Below are 16,019 nucleotides of genomic sequence, written 5' to 3'. Positions count from 1 at the left end.
GTGTCCGAGTACTACGACGTGGCGAGCTTGACCCCGCATTCCTTGAACGTCTCCCACAGATGGCCCCGGATGTGGGTCAAGTTGGAGAACACCTCGACCGACAACCCTGCCCCGTGGGCGTGCGTGATCAGTTCCCGCAGGTGCGGGTACAGGGTCGGTTCGCCGCCGATGAACTGGACGTCCTCGGCGCCCATGGCTGCCAACTGGTCGATGGTGCGTGTCCAGTCCTGCATGGTCATCGTGCCGTTTGTCCCCTTGGGGGACGAGTCGGCGTAGCAGTGATCGCAGAACTCGTTGCAGAGGCCCGTCACCTCTAACCATGCGAATTTCAGCGGGTTTTGGGCAGCGCTCATCTGGAGACTCCTTGCGGATGGGATGAGAGATTGCGGCCCGCCCGGCCGACTCCGCTCACGGGAAATGGGAAGGCGTGCGGCCGGACGGGCGTAGTGCCCCTCCTCGAATGGCGCGGGGTCTGGGCAGCGATCCGAGGAGGGGAGTTTGAGTACGCGTACGCCCTGGTGCTGGATCAGGTGGCCCGTTGGCGCCCTGATGTGCGGCAGCGTCGGCAAGGGTAGGGGCAGGCTGGGAGTTCGCGTGCCTGGCCCTGTGGAATATGGACGACGCCGGAGCGCCGATCCAGTACGCCACCGAACTGGTTCCACCAGCCAGGCGGAGGCTCCGCGTACGGGCCTGTGGGGTCGTCGATGAGGCCCATCGACTCCGAGGGCAGCGAGAGCTGATCAGCACGCTTGTGGGGCCGTGCAAGGGCAGTCACTGCTGCACCAATTTCAGGAGCAAGGCGCGGAGTTCATCAAGGTCGTCGGCGGGACTGAACGTGTCCGTTTCCCACAGTTCCCCATCCCTCAGCGAAGCCAGCGTGACTGTGACCGTCTGGCCGTCCCACGCGAGTGCTTCCCCGATCCGGCCGTCGGATCCCTTGACCAGGTCGCCCGGCGCGGGCACCCACGGGACTGTCACGGCAGCGACCCGACCGGGCGTTTCCAAACCCGTGCCTGCCACGTCTCGTTTTCAGCCGGCTTGCGCAGTCGGCCAGGCGGCGCCGTCCACTCAATCCCTCCGCCCGGGGGCACGAGGTGCACGTTCCCTTCGTGCAGTCTTCGGACTTCCCCGATGCGGCTGTCTGCCGTGTCCACCGCGTACGTTCCCGTGGTGGGAGTCCATTCGTTATCCATCGATCTTCGCCGTCCCCTCGCGTCGTCTCTGCAACGACCATCGGACGGCAACGCCCCCCAAACAATTGGGAGTTTGGGAGTCGTCTGAGTTAAAGTCACATATCCGCAGGTAGGCGTACCGCGTCGGCCAGTTCCCGGATCTCAGGGGTCAACCGCCTACGCTTGCGCACCACCTTGCCGAGGATGTCCCGCGCGAACCGCTGGTTCGGCAGCCATTCGGGAGAATTGTTCCGGATCTCGGTCAGTTTCTCGACGGCCCGCCCGTAGTTCCGGAGCTCCACCTCGGCGTTCGCCACATCCAATAGGTGACGGTTCCAGTTGTTCGACGTGGGGCGACGACCGCCCACGGGTACGAGGGCGGACAGCCTCAACACTTCGTCCGGGCGCTGCACGACCGAAGCGTTCTCAGCTCGCTTCAAAGCAACGGTGATCGGCCCGAACGCCCGCAGAAAGTCGCCGCCGGGCGCGTGCTCCCGCCCCAGGGCCACAGCGGCGGCATGAGCCAAGCGGAGCGCGTCATCAGCGTCCCCTGGACGCTCGTCCCGAACACTGGCGGCAGACAACCGCAGCAGCGCCCAACCCCACGCGCTCAGCTCATCCGGCGTCGCTCTGGACATGCGGGGCTCAAGCTCGTCGGCCCATCGGACAGCCAGCTCGCGGGCCGCCGACAGCCGCCCTTGGCGGAGGAGCAGCCAGCACTGGGTGGTGACCGTGGCGGCTCCCTCCAGTCTGTCGGCGGAGCCGTCCAACGCGCGTGACAAGGCCACCTCCGCGGCCTCGAACTGGCGGGTCTGAACCATGAGCCACCCAGCGAGTTGCAAGAGCCGCACGCGAACTCTCCGGCCTTCTGCACCGAGTAGTTCGGCCTCGCGAAGCAATGGCGGCAGCACGGTGGAAAGCTCCGCGAACTGGTCCCCGGAGAACAGAGGCGTCATGTCCCGTACGAGGGTCTGAACACCCGCCACGGTCGGCGGCACGTCATCCGGTCCCAACACCGGCGGCGGACCCATGAGAACGGACCGAACGTCCGCCCAGCGCTCCACGGTGTCAGCATCCGGATCACCGGCCTCTGCCCGGTCGCCCTGTAGATAGCTCGTGGTCGTGCGCAGGGGAGCGGCCAGCTTTCGTAGCGTTTCCAGACGAGGCGTGCCACCTCGGCCTTGCTCCAGGTTCTCGACGGTCCGGAACGAGACCCCGGATGCCTTGGCCAGCTCGCGCTGCGTGAGATCAGCGCGCTTGCGGAGTTCCCTCAACCGATCCCCGACACTGCTCATGGCTCGCAGCGTACGCCGGAGGTGCTACAGCAGGCAGGGGATCACTTGTGCACCCGCGATCAGCCTCGGAAACACGAAAGGCCCCGCCCCCGCCGCCCCGAAGGGTGACGAGCGCGGGGACCTGTGAGCGTTAGCCGTTCAGGACGCCGGTCAGGCGGGCGGCTGCCTTGCCGCCGAACAGTGCGAGCCCGCAGTAGAAGTCGATGCGGGTGCGGTAGACGGGCTTGTCGTGGGACTCGCCGAGGTCGGTGACCTGGATGCCGCCGTTGGTCAGACCGGAGACAGCGGCATCGGCTTCGGAGGAGCCGAAGCGTACGGCGTAGATGTCGCCGGTCTGCTTGCCGCCCGTGCCGGTTGTCAGCGGCAGCACGTCGGTACCGTCGAGCTTCTGTCCTGCGTCCAGGAGCGGAATGCCGTTCCAGGCAACGGTCCGCTTCCCCGCAATCTCAGAGGGAAGCAGTTCCCCGCCGCCGAGTCGGCGGAACCCGGACACGACCTTGGCGCGGATCTCGGCGTTCATGGACAGCGCGCCATTGGATCCGTTGATGCCGCGTATCTGCGCGGTCAGCGCGTCCAACGCATCAAAGAAGTCACAGCCGTTGGCGACAGGCCCAACGCCCTTTGCATCCAGGACTTGAGAGCCGAGCAGCCGCTTGCGCAAACCGTCGAACCCCTTTGGGTTCACCGCGGTGTCGCCGTTGAAGAACTGGTCCGCAAAGTGGATGGAGGCGGCCTTGACCTTCATCACGGTCTGAATGGCCCGCTGGTCGTTCAGGTTTCCCCGGGTCTGCACGATGAACTTGTCCACGTCCGCGTCACCGCCGAGGATGGCGAGCGTCTCGATCCGCTGGTTCACAGCACCGGTGCTCTCCGGGTACGCCTCGTTCACTGCCCGGAACGAGACGCCGGGGAGGGAGGATTCTTCGTTGTAGCGGTAGGCGTTCCCCGCCACATCTATCAGCGGCAGTCGATCCAGGATGGGAGACTCCTGAACGAACGTCTCAATCACTCCACGCCGCAGATCATCCTGAGAGAGCTTCGCGGACTCAGTCAGGGTCAAAGCCATAAGAGTTCTCCTTAATAGGTAGCCAGAATTCGGCATATCAAGTGAGCGCCAGAACGTCTGGCGATGCGCATGACCCACAGGAACGCTCAAATGAGCCATGCGAGGTTTTCGCCTCCCTGCCGATCCATCTCGGCGAGGCGCGGGGGTCACCCCCTGGTCGCCGCGTCAGCGTCGGCGAGGCTTCACGCGCTCGGCAGCCCAACCACCCGGTTGATGCCGCGCGGTCTCACGGTTGTGGCACGACGTGCACAACGGACGCAGACGAAAGAACGCGTCCGGATCGGACACGCCCCGAGCAACCAACGAGCGGCGCGACTCTGGGAAGTGATCGGCCACCGTCGCGATGCGCGAGCACAGCACGCACCACGGATGCGCGTACAGGTAGCGCCGCCGGATGCGGCGCCAGCGGGTGTCATAGCCCCGCTCGGTGGTCGTGCCTCGTTGCTGCTGTGCCTCGCGTTCGTGCGTCGGGCAGCGTCCCCCGCTTGTCAGTTCGAGGCACCCGGGGATCGTGCAGGGGGTGCGGGGCCGTCGGGGCATGGGGGATCACCTCCCGAGGGGTGAGGGTGTCGAGAGGTGCCACTTTGCGCCAGTTTCTCGGCAGAAAGGCGCCAAAGCCATTCAAGATGGCATTCGGGGCAGGACAGTTGAGGGCGAACGCTGACAGCAGGCGTACCCCCGATCCTCCGGTGCGGTGTTGCTCCCTGAGTGGTGCCGGTCGCCGGACAGACAAGGAGTACAGATGCCCAACTTCCAGACCGGCGAGATCCCGCACGGCTTCGCGTTCAACGAGAATGGTGGGCTCATCCACTACAAGCACACCATCACGCTGGCCGTCCCGGCCGCCAACCAGGCGAATGCCTGGGGTGATGCGTGGCTGAGCTTCGGCTCCGACTGGGCGGACGTGCAGCTTCGGGTGGCTGTCCATGACGGCAAGATCTGGGCCCTTGTCAAGAACTGGGACATCAAGGCGGCGAGCGGGCGCCTCGCCGAGAAGCTCCCCGCGGGCGCCCAGAAGATCAGTATCGGGCGAGTGAAGACGAGCGGTACTGACTCGGTGGACGACGCTCCGGTCAGTTGGCTGCTTGAGTACCTGTAGGCCCGACTGAAGCTCCCATTCGGCGCCCTGGTCGAGCCCTTGGCCGGACCGGGGCGCCGTTGCCTGCCAGGCCATTCAGCTTGCACCCCTTCCGCATCCTGCGGACTCGACCAAGGCCCCGACGGAACAGCGCCCTTCGCGCCACCGTGTCGATTCCCGGCCGTTTCGCCGAGAGTTACTGTTCGGTGACACTGTGTCCTGCAACGCTCCGACCGGGTCAGCAACGTGCCGACCAGGGAGGGGACATAGGTATGTCCGAGACCACGCCCAACCAAAAGGGACCCGCACCGGCCCAGTACAAGCCCGCAGCGACCGAACCCGTGCCTGTCCCGGCGTCCGAGGTTAAGTCTGAGGACATCGGAAAACTGTCGCTTGAGTACCGGGACGGTCAACCCGTCATCATCGTCAATGACGGACCTGCCATTCCCGCGGGGCTCTCAGTTGTTGACCCCTCAGGGACGGCCATTGCCGGCTACGCCGCCACGCAGACCCGCAATCAGTACGGGTCTTTCCACACCGGCGATAGCTACATCGTTCTCAACACGTACAAGCCTCGTCCCGATTCTGAAAAGTAGATCTGTGTCAGCGTGAAGCCTGATGCATCTTGATGTGGCGGCACGGACACGCGGTGACGGCCCGTCGTCGTCCGTGCCCGTCGCGTTGAGCTGTGCGGCCCCCGAACTCCGCCGCTGTCTTCAGCCCGTGGCACCCGGTGCACAGCACCTGAACGTTGCCCGCCGTGTCCGTCCCGCCCATCGCGAGGGGCCGCACGTGGTCCACGTCCACCGCATCCGCGGGGAAGTCGCCCAAGCACCAGTCACACCACGCGTGACCGCGCTCCCGTACCCGTTGGCGGAGCCGCGCCGCCGCATCATGCCGCCCCGCACGACGCCTACCGCGTGAACGACGGACGCGAACCGAGGGACGCGTCTGGTACTGCGCATCGTGAACGTCGCAGCGTCCGCGGCGAGTTGCCGTATCGCTGCACTCAACACATGGGGTCATGAGGGTGCGCGCCTGGTAGGCCGTCCAGTGCGCCGAGGGGGAGAGCACGCCGTCCGCGTTCAGTCCGCGTGCGATCGTGTGCAGCCCTCGGCCGTCGACCAGCTCGGCAATGATCCGCTCAATGATCGTGACCGCGTACGGGTCGGCGACCAGGGTCCAGCCGATGCCGCCGTGCTCGGCGGGCATGGGGGCGGGCAGGTAGCCGTATGCGGGCTTGCCGCCGCCCCGCCACCGCAGCGGCATCCTGCGCATGGCTGCCTGTGCCCCGGTGACGCGGTCCTTGATGCTCTGCGACTCGACCTGAGCGGCAAAGGCCAGCATGAGCATCATGAGTTCCGCTCATGGGGTCCATCGGGTTGCGGAAGTCGAACGTCAGACGGCCCCCGCCGATGCCCTCGGCGAACACGATGAGCTTGCGATGCTTGCGGGCCCACTTGGCAAGCTCGTGCATGTCGCCCATGTCCCGGATGGCCCGGTCGAAGCGCCAGAACACCAGGGCGTCAAAGTCCCCGGGGCGCTTCAGCCATCCGCCGAGCTGTGGGCGGTCGAAGGGGCCGACCAGGGACGCGGACACGTCCAGGTCGACCGCTTCCCGCAGGGCAGCACCCTCGCCGAAAGTGATGCCGAGGGCTGCCGCCGCTGCGTCGTCCGCCTCGCGCTGCCGCTCCGGGCTCGTCGTCTCGTCGTCTCGTCGTCTCGTCGGTACGGACGGACAGCCGGATGCAGCGGACACCGCGCAGTGTGCCGGTAGGCAGATCCTTTACAGGTGTGGTGGGGTTCTCCATGCTCCTGCTAGGGAGCGAAGATTGCCTAGCGTCCCTGACCTGCGTAGATACCGCCATGACCCGATCACTCCAGAAGTGTCACTCTGGAGTGATCGGGAAGGGGCGGGGTTGGGGAGCCCCCGGCGAGCAGCTCGCGGCGAGCACGGCCCGGTGCACGGCCCGGGCGAGCCGTGCGCCCCACAGCGACCTCGGCCCGGCAAAGGCGTGCACCTCGTCCCCTGCACGCGGAACACGCGCGGCCACGCACACCGCGTCCGTGGGCGTGCCCGAGCAGTCGTGGGAGGCGTCGAGGAGCGCCTGCACCTTGGCCTCCGTGGCGGTGGCGACGGCGTTCACGAGCGCCGCGTCGGTCAGGGCGACCGGCAGCGCCACGACGATGTTGATCGTGCCGGGCCGCGCCAGGAGCAGGGCCCCCTCGTCCGGGGCGGCCGCCCAGCCGCGCACCCTGATGCCCGCGGTCACGACGGCCTCCACACCGCCGTCGTCGGCGTGGGCGAAGGCGGACACGTCGGCGGCGGTCATCAGGCCGACGCCGGGCCCTTCGGCTCACGCCGCGCGCGCGAGTTCCGCGAGGTGCCGCTCCGGGTCGGTGCGCCGATAGCCGTGCGAGACCTGCGCGTTGAGCACCCAGGAACGCTCCCCGATGCCACCGCCGAGGACGGCGCTGCTGACCATCCGCCAGCCCGGCCCGGCACGCCACAACAACGCCCGCAGCCGCTCCCCGTCTTCATCCCTCGTACGCATCTCCGGAGCCAACAGGCCCCTCTCCGGAGACGGCAGGCCGGATTGCGTCGCGGGACATCGCGTCGGGGGACTCGGTAGGGCGGAGGGCACGGGCGAGGACCTTTGCGGAGAGACTGAGCGGCAGGTGATCGTACGCCGTCACCGCCGACTGCCGCGCCCCACCCGAGTACCGCCCGAAGTACCGCCCTCCCAGGAGTAGCGCCATGAACGTCTCGATCGTGCTGTTCACGTCCGATCTGCGACTGCACGACCATCCCCCGCTGCGCGCCGCGCTGAACGAGGCGGACGAGGTCGTTCCGCTGTTCGTGCGGGACGACCGCGTCGACGCCGCGGGGTTCGCCGCGCCCAACCGCCTCGCCTTCCTGGCCGACAGCCTGACGGCGCTGGACGAGGCCCTGCGCGAGCGCGGCGGGCACCTGGTCGTGCGGTCCGGGGACGTGGTGGAGCAGGTCGGGGCCGTGGTCGCGGAGACGGGCGCCGGGTCGGTGCACATGGCGGCGGGGGCCAGTGGCTTCGCGCAGGCCAGGGAGCGGCGGCTGCGGGCCGCCCTCGCGGGGCGCGGCTGTGCCCTCACCGTCCACGACTGTGTGGTGACGGCCGTCGCGCCGGGCGAGGTGACTCCGGCGGGAGGCGACCACTTCGCCGTGTTCACGCCCTATTTCAGGCGCTGGTCGCAGCAGGGCGTGCGGGATGCCGTCGCCGCCCCGCGCACCGTCCGCGTCCCGTCCGGCCTCGCCTCCGAGCGGGTGCCGGCGCGCGCCGACGTACGGGAGGTGTCGCCGGGTGTGCCGCCCGGCGGCGAGGCCGTGGCGCGGGCCGGGCTCACGGCGTGGCTGCGTTCGGGGGTCGCGGGCTACGCGGACGGCCACGACGATCTGGCGGGCGACCTGACCTCGCGGCTCTCCCCGCACCTGCACTTCGGCACGCTCTCGCCCGTGGAGCTCGTCCACCGCGTGGGGAAGAAGGACGGGCCGGGTCCGGACGCGTTCGTACGCCAGTTGTGCTGGCGGGACTTCCACCACCAGGTGCTCGCGGCCCGGCCGCGCGCGGCGTCGGCGGACTACCGGGACCGGCACGACCGCTGGCGCGACGAGGACGAGGCGGCCGACGACATCGAGGCGTGGCGGCGGGGGCGCACCGGGTTCCCGGTCGTGGACGCCGCGATGCGCCAGCTCGCGCACGAGGGCTGGATGCACAACCGGGGCAGGCTGATCGTCGCGAGCTTCCTGACGAAGACGCTGTACGTGGACTGGCGCGTCGGCGCCCGCCACTTCCTGCGCCACCTGGTGGACGGCGACATCGCCGCGAACCAGCTCAACTGGCAGTGGACGGCGGGCACCGGCAACGACACCCGCCCGAACCGCGTCCTCAACCCCGTCCTCCAGGGCAGGCGCCACGACCCGGACGGGACGTACGTGCGCCGTTGGGTTCCCGAGCTGGCGGAGCTCGACGGCGCCGCGGTGCACGAGCCGTGGAAGCTCACCGGCCTGGACCGCGCCCGGTTCGACTACCCGGATCCCGTCGTCGACCTCGCCGAGGGGCTCGCCCGTTTCCGGCAGGCCCGGGGCCGCGACTGAAGCAATCGCTCCGCTTGTTCCGGGGGTGGCGTCCCGGGCCGGGCGGGGCACCGTGAATGATCGAGGTCATGCTCCTCGAGTTCCTGTCCGTCGCCGCTCTGGTCGTCGTTCTGGTGTGCGCCGTGGTCCGTCCCTTCGGGAGGCCGGAGGCGGTGTTCGCCGTGCCCGCCGCCGCGCTCGTCGTCGTCACGGGGGCGATCCCGCCGGACGACGTGCGCGACGAGGCGGCCCGGCTCGGGCCGGTGATCGGCTTCCTCGCCGCGGTCCTCGTGCTCGCCAAGCTGTGCGACGACGAGGGTCTTTTCCGGGCGTGCGGCACGTGGACGGCCCGCTGGGCCCGGCACCGGCCGCGGCGGCTGCTCGGCTCGGTGTTCGCCCTCGCGTCGGTCGTGACCGCAGCGCTCAGCCTGGACGCGACGGTGGTCCTGCTGACCCCGGTGGTGTTCGCCACGGCCACCCGCATGGGCACCTCCGCGAGGCCGCACGCCTACGCCTGCGCGCACCTGTCGAACACGGCGTCCCTGCTGCTCCCGGTGTCGAACCTGACGAACCTGCTCGCGTTCACGGCGACGGGCCTGACGTTCACTCGCTTCGCGCTCCTGATGCTGCTTCCCTGGGTGGCCGCGATCGCCGTCGAGTACGTCGTGTTCCGCCGCTACTTCGCGGCCGACCTGGACGCGCCCACCGACGACGACGGGGCCGACGAGCGCCCGGAGGTGCCGCTGTTCGCGCTGGTGACCGTCGCCGCGACGCTCGCCGGGTTCGCCGTGGCCTCCGCGGCCGGCGTCGATCCGGCCTGGGCGGCGGCGGCCGGCGCCGCCGTGATGGCGGTGCGCGCGCTGGCCCGGCGGCACACCACGCCGGCGGGGATCGTCCGCTCCGCGGGCCTGCCGTTCCTGGCGTTCGTCCTGGCCCTCGGGGTCGTCGTCCGCGCCGTCATCGACAACGGCCTCGGCGACGTGCTCGGTCACGCCCTGCCCGACGGCACGTCCCTGCCCGCGCTCCTCGGGACCGCCGCGCTCGCCGCCGTCCTCGCGAACCTGATCAACAACCTGCCCGCCGTGCTCGCCCTCACCCCGATCGCCGCCGCCTCCGGCCCCGGCGCGGTCCTCGCCGTCCTCCTCGGGGTCAACATCGGCCCCAACCTCACGTACGCGGGCTCTCTCGCCACGCTGCTCTGGCGCCGCATCACCCATCACCACGAGCACGACGTCCGGCTCAAGGAGTTCACCGTCCTCGGGCTCCTGACCGTCCCCGCCGCGCTCCTGGTGTCCACGCTCGCGCTGTGGGCGTCGCTGCGGGTCATCGGCACCTGACGCGCGCCCGCACGGCCCGCCCGTGCAGCCGCCCGACCGCCCCACGGCCAAGAACACCCGGCGCGTCCTCAGCGCGGGCAGGAGCGTCCGTCGCCCCGGGCCTCACCGGCGCTGGTGATGGCCGCGTCGAGGCGGTCCCTGGTCTCCAGCATGCCGGTGATCTGCTCGTCGATGCGGGCGCGTTCGGCGCGCAGCAGCTCCAGGATCTGCGGGACCACTTCCTCGGTCTCGATGCAGGGCAGCACCTTCACGACGGTCTTGCTCGCGAGACCGGCCGCGTACAGCTGCTGGATCAGCTGGACGCGCTCGACGGCCGAGTCCGGGTAGTGGCGCTGGCCGCTGGCGCTGCGCTGTGCGACCAGCAGGTCCTTCTCCTCGTAGTACCGCAGCGCCCGCACGCTCACGCCGGTCGCGGCCGCGAGTTCACCGATCCTCATGAGCCCCTCCTCCGGTCCCGCGCGGCCCCACCGGCCGCACTCCGCCGCCCGCCATCGGAACGGGCCGTCGCCCGTCATCGGGGCGGATCGCCGCCGACCACACTTGCCTCTGACGTCAACGTCAGGTTTTAGCGTAGCCGACGCACCACCCCGCACTCGCCGGTACTACGCGAAGGACACGACTGTGACCAGCCTGTTCGACAGCTTCCAGCTCGGGAGCCTGACGCTGCCCAATCGCCTCGTCATGGCCCCCATGACCCGCGCCCGCGCCTCGGCCGACGGCATCCCCGGCGAGCTCACGGCGACGTACTACGCGCAGCGCGCCACCGCCGGGCTCCTCGTCACCGAGGGCGTGCAGCCCAGCCTCACGGGCCAGTCCAACCCCCACACCCCGGGCCTGCACACCGACGCGCAGGTCGCCGCCTGGCGGCCGGTGACCGACGCCGTCCACACCAACGGCGGCCGCGTCTTCGCCCAGCTCATGCACGCCGGGCGGGTGGGCCACCCCGACGTCGCCGGGCACCACCCCGTCGCGCCGTCCGCGATCGCCCTCGACGCGACCCTGTACACCGGGCCCGAGGGCCGCCAGGCCGCCCCGGTCCCGCGCGCCCTCACCACCGCCGAGGTCGGGGGCGAGATACGGGTCTTCGCGGACGCCGCCCGGCGCGCCGTCGACGCGGGCTTCGACGGCGTCGAACTCCACGGCGCCAACGGCTATCTCATCCAGCAGTTCCTCTCCGCCAACACCAACCGCCGCACCGACGCCTACGGCGGATCGGTCACCGGCCGCATCCGCTTCGCCGTCGAGGCGGCCGAGGCGGCGGCCGACGCGATCGGCGCCGACCGGGTGGGTCTGCGCCTGTCCCCCGGCGGCAGCGTCTGGGGCATCGCCGAGGACGACGTGCCCGAGCTGTACGCCGCCCTCGTCGCGGCCCTTGCGCCCCTCGGCCTGGCCTATCTGCACGTCCTCACCGGCACCGACGAGGACACCCTCGTCGCGCTCCGCAAGGCGTGGCCGGGCGCCTACATCGTCAACCCCGGCGGCCAGATCGGCCCACGGGAGGGCGACCGGGCCGCCGGCGAGCACTGGCTCGCCCAGGGCGCCGACCTCATCAGCTACGGCCGCGCCTTCCTCGCCAACCCCGACCTCGTGGAACGCTTCCGCGCCGGCCTGCCGCTGCACACCGCCGACCCCGACACCTGGTACCAGGGCGGCGCGACGGGCTACGCCACGTACACCAGCTACCAGCACTGAGGGCTGCGGGACGGGGGGCGTCCGGGCGCGGGCGGCCCCCGTCACTACGCTCACTGCCATGGGCCTCGACATCACCGTGCTGATCGCCGACCGGTCGTGGCTCGGGGAGGTGCCGCCCCGGGAGCGGCTGCCCCGGTTGCGCGACGCCTGGTACGCCGACGAGACGGGACTGTGGGACGTCGGTCCTGAGGCCGCGCGGGCGGTGGAGGGCGACTGGGAGTGGCCGCGCGGGACCGGCGGCCCGCTCTTCGGGATCTACGAGTTCCGGGGCACCCTCGGTTCGTTCAAGGCGCATTTCTGGGCCGGGGAGCGGTGGGAGGCCGTGCGCGAGCACGCCGACCCGGTGCTGCGCACCGAGGTGGACTCCCTGCTGCTGGGGCTGGTCTGGAACGGCCTCGACGGCGAGGCCGAGCACACCGACCCGGAGTTCTTCGCGGACCCCGGCGTCCCCCGCGACGGCCCGGCCGTCCCCCACGGCGTGCTGCTCGCCCGGTCGCCCGACAGCGTGCGGCGTCTGGCCGCGACGTGGGAGCGGGCGCGGCCCCTCCTGGGTGGGCTGCGCGAGGCCTTCGGCGTCCCTTCCACGAAGCCGCACGGCGGCGGGTGGGTGCGCACCTTCGACGAGTTCGCCGTCCTCCTCGAGGACTGGGGGCGCGTCCTCACCGAGGCGGACCGGCGCGGCTGGTGCGTGGTGGGGCTCAGTGAGTAGACACACGATCGGAGCGTTGATGACGAAGACGAACGAGGACCGGCACCCCGGCCACGACGACCGCTTCCTCGACACCGTCGCGGACCGGCTCGCCGCCCTGCCCGCCGTGCGCGCCGTCGCCCTCGGTGGCTCGCGCGCCCAGGGCACGCACACCCCGGACAGCGACTGGGACGTGGCGGTGTACTACCGGGGCCGTTTCGACCCGGACGACCTGCGGGGCATCGGCTGGCCCGGGGAGGTCTCCGAGATCGGGGGCTGGGGCGGCGGCGTGTTCAACGGCGGCGGGTGGTTCACCGTCGACGGCCGGAGCGTCGACGTCCACTACCGGGACCTCGACGTGGTCGAGCACGAACTCGCCGAGGCCCGCGAAGGCCGGTTCCGCTGGGAGCCGTTGATGTTCCACCTCGCGGGCATCCCCAGCTACCTGGTCGTCGCCGAACTCGCCGTCAACCAGGTCCTGCGCGGCACCCTGCCCCGCCCCGACTACCCGCGGGCGCTGCGCGAGGCCGCCCCACCGGTGTGGCGACAGCGTGCCGCGATGACCCTCGACCACGCCAAGTCCGCCTACGCGCCGCGCGGCCAGGCCACGGAGGCCGCGGGCGCCATCGCCACCGCCGCCCTGCAGTCCGCGCACGCCGTCCTCGCCGAGCGCGGCGAGTGGGTCACCAACGAGAAGCAGCTCCTGCGCCGGGCGGGCCTGCGCGACATCGACGCGGTCGTGGCGGGGCTGCGGCCCGGCGACCCGGCCGCGTTGGCGCACGCGGTCGCCGAGGCGGAGGCGCTGCTCCTCCCATGACCGATCACCTGCTGGACCGGGACGCGTTCCGGGCCTCGGCCTCGCGGCTGGTCACGGCGCGCCACCCGCACGCCCTGGGCGCCCTGCTCGGCGGCTCGGCCGCGCAGGGCCGCGCGAAGGCGAGCAGCGACCTGGACGTGGCGGTGCTCCTGACGGACCAGGTCCGGCTACGTGGACGACTTGGACGACCCGGCCCACACAGGCGACGCGAGGGGCACTGACCCAGCCACGCCCCACATGCAGTTGTCCGTCGCCGACCACGGCCTGCGCGAGGCGACGCCTCTGCTGATCGCCCTGCACGGCGCACCGTGGCGGTGGAGCAGGTGCTCGGCCTGCCCGGCGGCCCCTTGCGCGAGGGGTACGGGCACCGTTGGAGGCCCTGACCCGGAACTCGGTCCGCCCGCGCCCGGAGCGTCAGCGCTGACTCAGCATCGGCAACAGCACCGCCGCCGACCAGCTGAAGTTGGGCGAGTTCAGGGGTGCGCCGGTCAGGGGGTCGTAGTTCTCCATGACCGGGCCTCGGGTCGAGAGGCCGTGGGGTGCGGTCAGGAGGCGGTCGGTGAGGGTGCGGGCCTGGGCTGTGTGGCCGTAGCGTCGCAGGCCCGCCTGGGCGAAGTAGGCCTGGTCGAGCCAGACGGGGCCGCGCCAGTAGCGCTGCGGGGCGAAGTAGGGGGAGCTGCGGGCGACGGTCGAGAAGGGGACGGGGGTGGCGAACTCGCGCGGGTCGGTGAGGCGGTCGCGGACGGCGGCGGCCTGGGCGCGTGAGGCCGTGCCGGTCCACAGCGGGATGGCGCCCTCGATGCCACGGCCGCGCGCGGTGAGCCGCCGGCCGCCGTCGAGGGCGATGTCGTGGAACCAGCCGTCCCCGGGGTCGTACATCCGCGTCCGCACCGCCCGGTGCGTGGCCTCTGCCCGGTCGCGCCAGCGCCGCTCCCCCGCGCGGTCCCCGGTCGCGCGGGCGATGTCGGCGAGGTGGTCCTGGTCGGCGGCGAGATAGGCGTTGAGGTCGACGGACTCCTGGGTGAGGGAGTAGCCGGTGACGGTGCCGGAGGCGTCGCGGTTGGTGACGACGGAGGTGCCGAGGGCGGCGTCGAAGCGCGGCGCGTTGTCCATGCCGCTCTCCCAGGCCGCGGCGAGCCTGCGCTCCTCGGCGCTGTCGTTGGCCGGGTCGACGGTCGCGCCGTACTCGGCGAGCCCGTCGCGGTCGTGGTCGCGGTTGCGGTACCACCAGGCCTGGTACGCGGCCAGCTTCGGGTACATCTCGCGCAGGAAGGCACGGTCGCCGCCGCGCCGGTAGACCTCCCACACGGCCCAGGCGGCCAGCGGGGGTTTGCTGTTGCGTTCGTTCCAGTTGCCGCCGCCGTCGGCCTGGTCGTTGTAGAAGACGGCGTCGGGGATCATGCCGGCGTCCTGCGGGCGGGTGGCCGATGTGGGCCGGATCTGGTGGTCGAACATGGCGCGGATCTGGGACTGGGCGAGCCGGGGGTCGAAGCGAGCGGTGCCGACGGCCTGTTTCCAGGTGTCCCAGGCCCAGATGCCGCCGGTGAACCACTTGTAGGAGATCGAGGGGCTGATGGCGTCGTGCCGGATCCGCCCGGCGGCGGAGCGCCAGTTGGTGACGAGGGTCTCCAGGGACTTCACGGCGAGGCGGCGCCGGTCGGCGGGGACGCCCCGGGTGACGTCGGCGACGTAGCCGCGCCAACGCGCTTCACCGGCCCGCGCGTTGGCCGCGGCGTGGGCGAGGACGCGGCGTACCGCGGCGGCTTCGCGGGTCCGCTCGGCGGCGGTGAACGTGTAGCTCTCGGTCCAGTCGAGGCTGCGGGCCGCTCCGGGGGCGAGTGTGAGGGGTGCGGTGAGGTCGCTGCGGTAGGTGTCGCCCGTGACGCTGGTGCGGACGGGCGCGCGGTGGGTGACCTCGAAGCGCTCGGTGCCGGCGGTGAGGTAGTCCCACTTCTCTCGGACCCGGGCGAAGCCGACGGCGACACCGCGGGCGGTGGCGGCCAGGGCGGGCGCGTCGCGCTGCGGCGGCGCGTCGGGGCGCAGCAGGGTGCCGGTCCAGGCCGCGCCGAGGGTGCGCGGCGCTCGGCCGGTGTTGTGGATCCGGGCCCGGACGAGGGCGGTCCGGTCGGTGGCGAAACGCAGGTCCAGGGTGAGGCGCAGGCCGTCGAGGCGGTAGGTCTGGCGCAGCGCCCCGGGCAGTGAGGTGAGGCGGGGTGCGCCGCCCGCGCCGAGGTCGAGGGCCTTGCCCGCTTCGGTGAGCCGGATCCGGCTGAAGGACCTGCTCAGCCACCAGGGGTACTCCTGGGCGATGTGCAGCGGTCCGGTGAACCCTCCGTACGTGGCCGGGTCTTCGGCCTTCGGCAGGGCGTAGGCGTGCCAGGCGCCGCGGTCGGCGAAGACGTTGACCGGGTTGAACTCGCTGGGCTGCGCGGCGGTCGGGACGCCTTGCAGGTCGAGGACGTTCGCGTACGAGGAGGGGGTGGCCGTGGCGCGGGGGTCCGGCGCCGGAGTGGCGTCCCGTGCGGGGTCCTGCCGTGCCGCGTGCGCCGGTGGCGGCCCGTGGTCCGGTCGCGCCGCGTCGGCGGCGGGGGCGAGGCCGAGGGCCAGGGCGGCGGCGAGGGCTGCGGCGGTCAGGGCGCGCGGGCGGGAACGCAACGTGCGGGTCTCCGAACTGTGGTGGGGAGGGGCGGCCGGGCGGGTGGTCCCGGCGTCGCCTCCGCGCGGCGACCGCACGGAGGCGACGGGACTGGCTACATGGTGATC

Annotated in this window: 15 protein-coding genes and 2 pseudogenes; 8 read left to right on the top strand and 9 right to left on the bottom strand. The window is 71.3% G+C overall.

The features are described 5' to 3' along the window. Positions 1-11: 11 nt before the first annotated feature. The 4 genes from AB6L24_RS17745 to AB6L24_RS17730 all read right to left on the bottom strand — a co-directional run bounded on the left by AB6L24_RS17745 (position 12) and on the right by AB6L24_RS17730 (position 3,533). Complete coding sequence (locus AB6L24_RS17745) at positions 12-353, bottom strand: radical SAM protein (protein WP_405656325.1); 342 nt, start codon at positions 351-353, stop codon at positions 12-14. A gap of 418 nt (positions 354-771) precedes the next feature. Continuing rightward, entirely contained in the window at positions 772-963 is a 192-nt protein-coding gene (locus tag AB6L24_RS17740) for a hypothetical protein (protein WP_405656324.1), read from the bottom strand. Positions 964-1,288: 325 nt separating this feature from the next. After that, positions 1,289-2,467, bottom strand: a complete 1,179-nt coding sequence (locus AB6L24_RS17735) for a helix-turn-helix domain-containing protein (protein WP_405656323.1) — start codon at positions 2,465-2,467, stop codon at positions 1,289-1,291. A 130-nt stretch (positions 2,468-2,597) separates the two neighbouring features. After that, the gene (locus AB6L24_RS17730; protein WP_405656322.1) at positions 2,598-3,533 is read right to left on the bottom strand and encodes a major capsid protein; all 936 of its coding nucleotides are present in this window, start codon (positions 3,531-3,533) and stop codon (positions 2,598-2,600) included. 742 nt (positions 3,534-4,275) lie between these two features. Here AB6L24_RS17730 and AB6L24_RS17725 point away from each other — a divergent pair. Both AB6L24_RS17725 and AB6L24_RS17720 read left to right on the top strand, forming a co-directional pair. Then, positions 4,276-4,632, top strand: coding sequence for a hypothetical protein (locus tag AB6L24_RS17725; protein WP_405656321.1), 357 nt, complete (start codon positions 4,276-4,278; stop codon positions 4,630-4,632). 251 nt (positions 4,633-4,883) lie between these two features. Continuing rightward, entirely contained in the window at positions 4,884-5,207 is a 324-nt protein-coding gene (locus AB6L24_RS17720; protein ID WP_405656320.1) for a hypothetical protein, read from the top strand. Positions 5,208-5,214: 7 nt separating this feature from the next. Here the strand turns inward: AB6L24_RS17720 and AB6L24_RS17715 are convergent, their stop codons facing one another. The 3 genes and pseudogenes from AB6L24_RS17715 to AB6L24_RS17705 all read right to left on the bottom strand — a co-directional run bounded on the left by AB6L24_RS17715 (position 5,215) and on the right by AB6L24_RS17705 (position 7,166). After that, positions 5,215-5,637, bottom strand: coding sequence for an HNH endonuclease (locus AB6L24_RS17715; RefSeq protein WP_405657206.1), 423 nt, complete (start codon positions 5,635-5,637; stop codon positions 5,215-5,217). Positions 5,638-5,643: 6 nt separating this feature from the next. Continuing rightward, a pseudogene (locus AB6L24_RS17710) lies at positions 5,644-6,422 on the bottom strand (recombinase family protein); the annotation flags it as partial. 78 nt (positions 6,423-6,500) lie between these two features. Continuing rightward, positions 6,501-7,166 (bottom strand): annotated as a pseudogene (locus tag AB6L24_RS17705) (adenosylcobinamide amidohydrolase). A 203-nt stretch (positions 7,167-7,369) separates the two neighbouring features. On the opposite strand from AB6L24_RS17705, the gene AB6L24_RS17700 reads away from it, so the two are divergent. Then, positions 7,370-8,743: a cryptochrome/photolyase family protein gene (locus tag AB6L24_RS17700; protein ID WP_405656319.1), complete on the top strand. Its 1,374-nt coding sequence runs from the start codon at positions 7,370-7,372 to the stop codon at positions 8,741-8,743. 68 nt (positions 8,744-8,811) lie between these two features. Continuing rightward, positions 8,812-10,059, top strand: a complete 1,248-nt coding sequence (locus tag AB6L24_RS17695) for an SLC13 family permease (protein WP_405656318.1) — start codon at positions 8,812-8,814, stop codon at positions 10,057-10,059. A gap of 68 nt (positions 10,060-10,127) precedes the next feature. Here AB6L24_RS17695 and AB6L24_RS17690 read toward each other — a convergent pair whose 3' ends face one another. Then, the gene (locus AB6L24_RS17690) at positions 10,128-10,496 is read right to left on the bottom strand and encodes a MerR family transcriptional regulator (RefSeq protein ID WP_405656317.1); all 369 of its coding nucleotides are present in this window, start codon (positions 10,494-10,496) and stop codon (positions 10,128-10,130) included. Between the two features lie 184 nt (positions 10,497-10,680). On the opposite strand from AB6L24_RS17690, the gene AB6L24_RS17685 reads away from it, so the two are divergent. From AB6L24_RS17685 to AB6L24_RS17670, 4 genes are read left to right on the top strand one after another with little or no spacing between them, the layout of a single operon-like run. Continuing rightward, a complete protein-coding gene (locus AB6L24_RS17685; protein ID WP_405656316.1) occupies positions 10,681-11,751 on the top strand; it encodes an alkene reductase in 1,071 nt (356 codons plus the stop codon). 58 nt (positions 11,752-11,809) lie between these two features. Continuing rightward, positions 11,810-12,460: a hypothetical protein gene (locus AB6L24_RS17680; protein WP_405656315.1), complete on the top strand. Its 651-nt coding sequence runs from the start codon at positions 11,810-11,812 to the stop codon at positions 12,458-12,460. A gap of 19 nt (positions 12,461-12,479) precedes the next feature. Next, entirely contained in the window at positions 12,480-13,256 is a 777-nt protein-coding gene (locus AB6L24_RS17675; RefSeq protein WP_405656314.1) for a nucleotidyltransferase domain-containing protein, read from the top strand. Further along, entirely contained in the window at positions 13,253-13,477 is a 225-nt protein-coding gene (locus tag AB6L24_RS17670; protein WP_405656312.1) for a hypothetical protein, read from the top strand. Before AB6L24_RS17675 ends, AB6L24_RS17670 begins: the two co-directional genes overlap by 4 nt. 193 nt (positions 13,478-13,670) lie before the next feature. Here AB6L24_RS17670 and AB6L24_RS17665 read toward each other — a convergent pair whose 3' ends face one another. Continuing rightward, positions 13,671-15,911 carry an MGH1-like glycoside hydrolase domain-containing protein gene (locus tag AB6L24_RS17665; protein WP_405656311.1) on the bottom strand — a complete coding sequence of 747 codons (2,241 nt, stop codon included), beginning with the start codon at positions 15,909-15,911 and terminating at the stop codon, positions 13,671-13,673. Between the last annotated feature and the right edge of the window lie 108 nt (positions 15,912-16,019).

Source organism: Streptomyces sp. RK9, from assembly GCF_045070545.1.
GTDB lineage: Bacteria > Actinomycetota > Actinomycetes > Streptomycetales > Streptomycetaceae > Streptomyces > Streptomyces alboflavus.
The sequence above is the reverse complement of the archived record's forward strand: the minus strand, read 5'-3'. Positions and strand labels throughout refer to the sequence as shown.

Bases quoted from the DNA above. Each gene is read 5' to 3' on its own strand.
- AB6L24_RS17700 (WP_405656319.1), top strand. From the start codon at position 7,370: ATGAACGTCTCGATCGTGCTGTTCACGTCCGATCTGCGACTGCACGAC.
- AB6L24_RS17730 (WP_405656322.1), bottom strand. From the start codon at position 3,533: ATGGCTTTGACCCTGACTGAGTCCGCGAAGCTCTCTCAGGATGATCTG.
- AB6L24_RS17690 (WP_405656317.1), bottom strand. From the start codon at position 10,496: ATGAGGATCGGTGAACTCGCGGCCGCGACCGGCGTGAGCGTGCGGGCG.
- AB6L24_RS17735 (WP_405656323.1), bottom strand. From the start codon at position 2,467: ATGAGCAGTGTCGGGGATCGGTTGAGGGAACTCCGCAAGCGCGCTGAT.
- AB6L24_RS17745 (WP_405656325.1), bottom strand. From the start codon at position 353: ATGAGCGCTGCCCAAAACCCGCTGAAATTCGCATGGTTAGAGGTGACG.
- AB6L24_RS17670 (WP_405656312.1), top strand. From the start codon at position 13,253: ATGACCGATCACCTGCTGGACCGGGACGCGTTCCGGGCCTCGGCCTCG.
- AB6L24_RS17715 (WP_405657206.1), bottom strand. From the start codon at position 5,637: ATGACCCCATGTGTTGAGTGCAGCGATACGGCAACTCGCCGCGGACGC.
- AB6L24_RS17675 (WP_405656314.1), top strand. From the start codon at position 12,480: ATGACGAAGACGAACGAGGACCGGCACCCCGGCCACGACGACCGCTTC.
- AB6L24_RS17720 (WP_405656320.1), top strand. From the start codon at position 4,884: ATGTCCGAGACCACGCCCAACCAAAAGGGACCCGCACCGGCCCAGTAC.
- AB6L24_RS17680 (WP_405656315.1), top strand. From the start codon at position 11,810: ATGGGCCTCGACATCACCGTGCTGATCGCCGACCGGTCGTGGCTCGGG.
- AB6L24_RS17725 (WP_405656321.1), top strand. From the start codon at position 4,276: ATGCCCAACTTCCAGACCGGCGAGATCCCGCACGGCTTCGCGTTCAAC.
- AB6L24_RS17695 (WP_405656318.1), top strand. From the start codon at position 8,812: ATGCTCCTCGAGTTCCTGTCCGTCGCCGCTCTGGTCGTCGTTCTGGTG.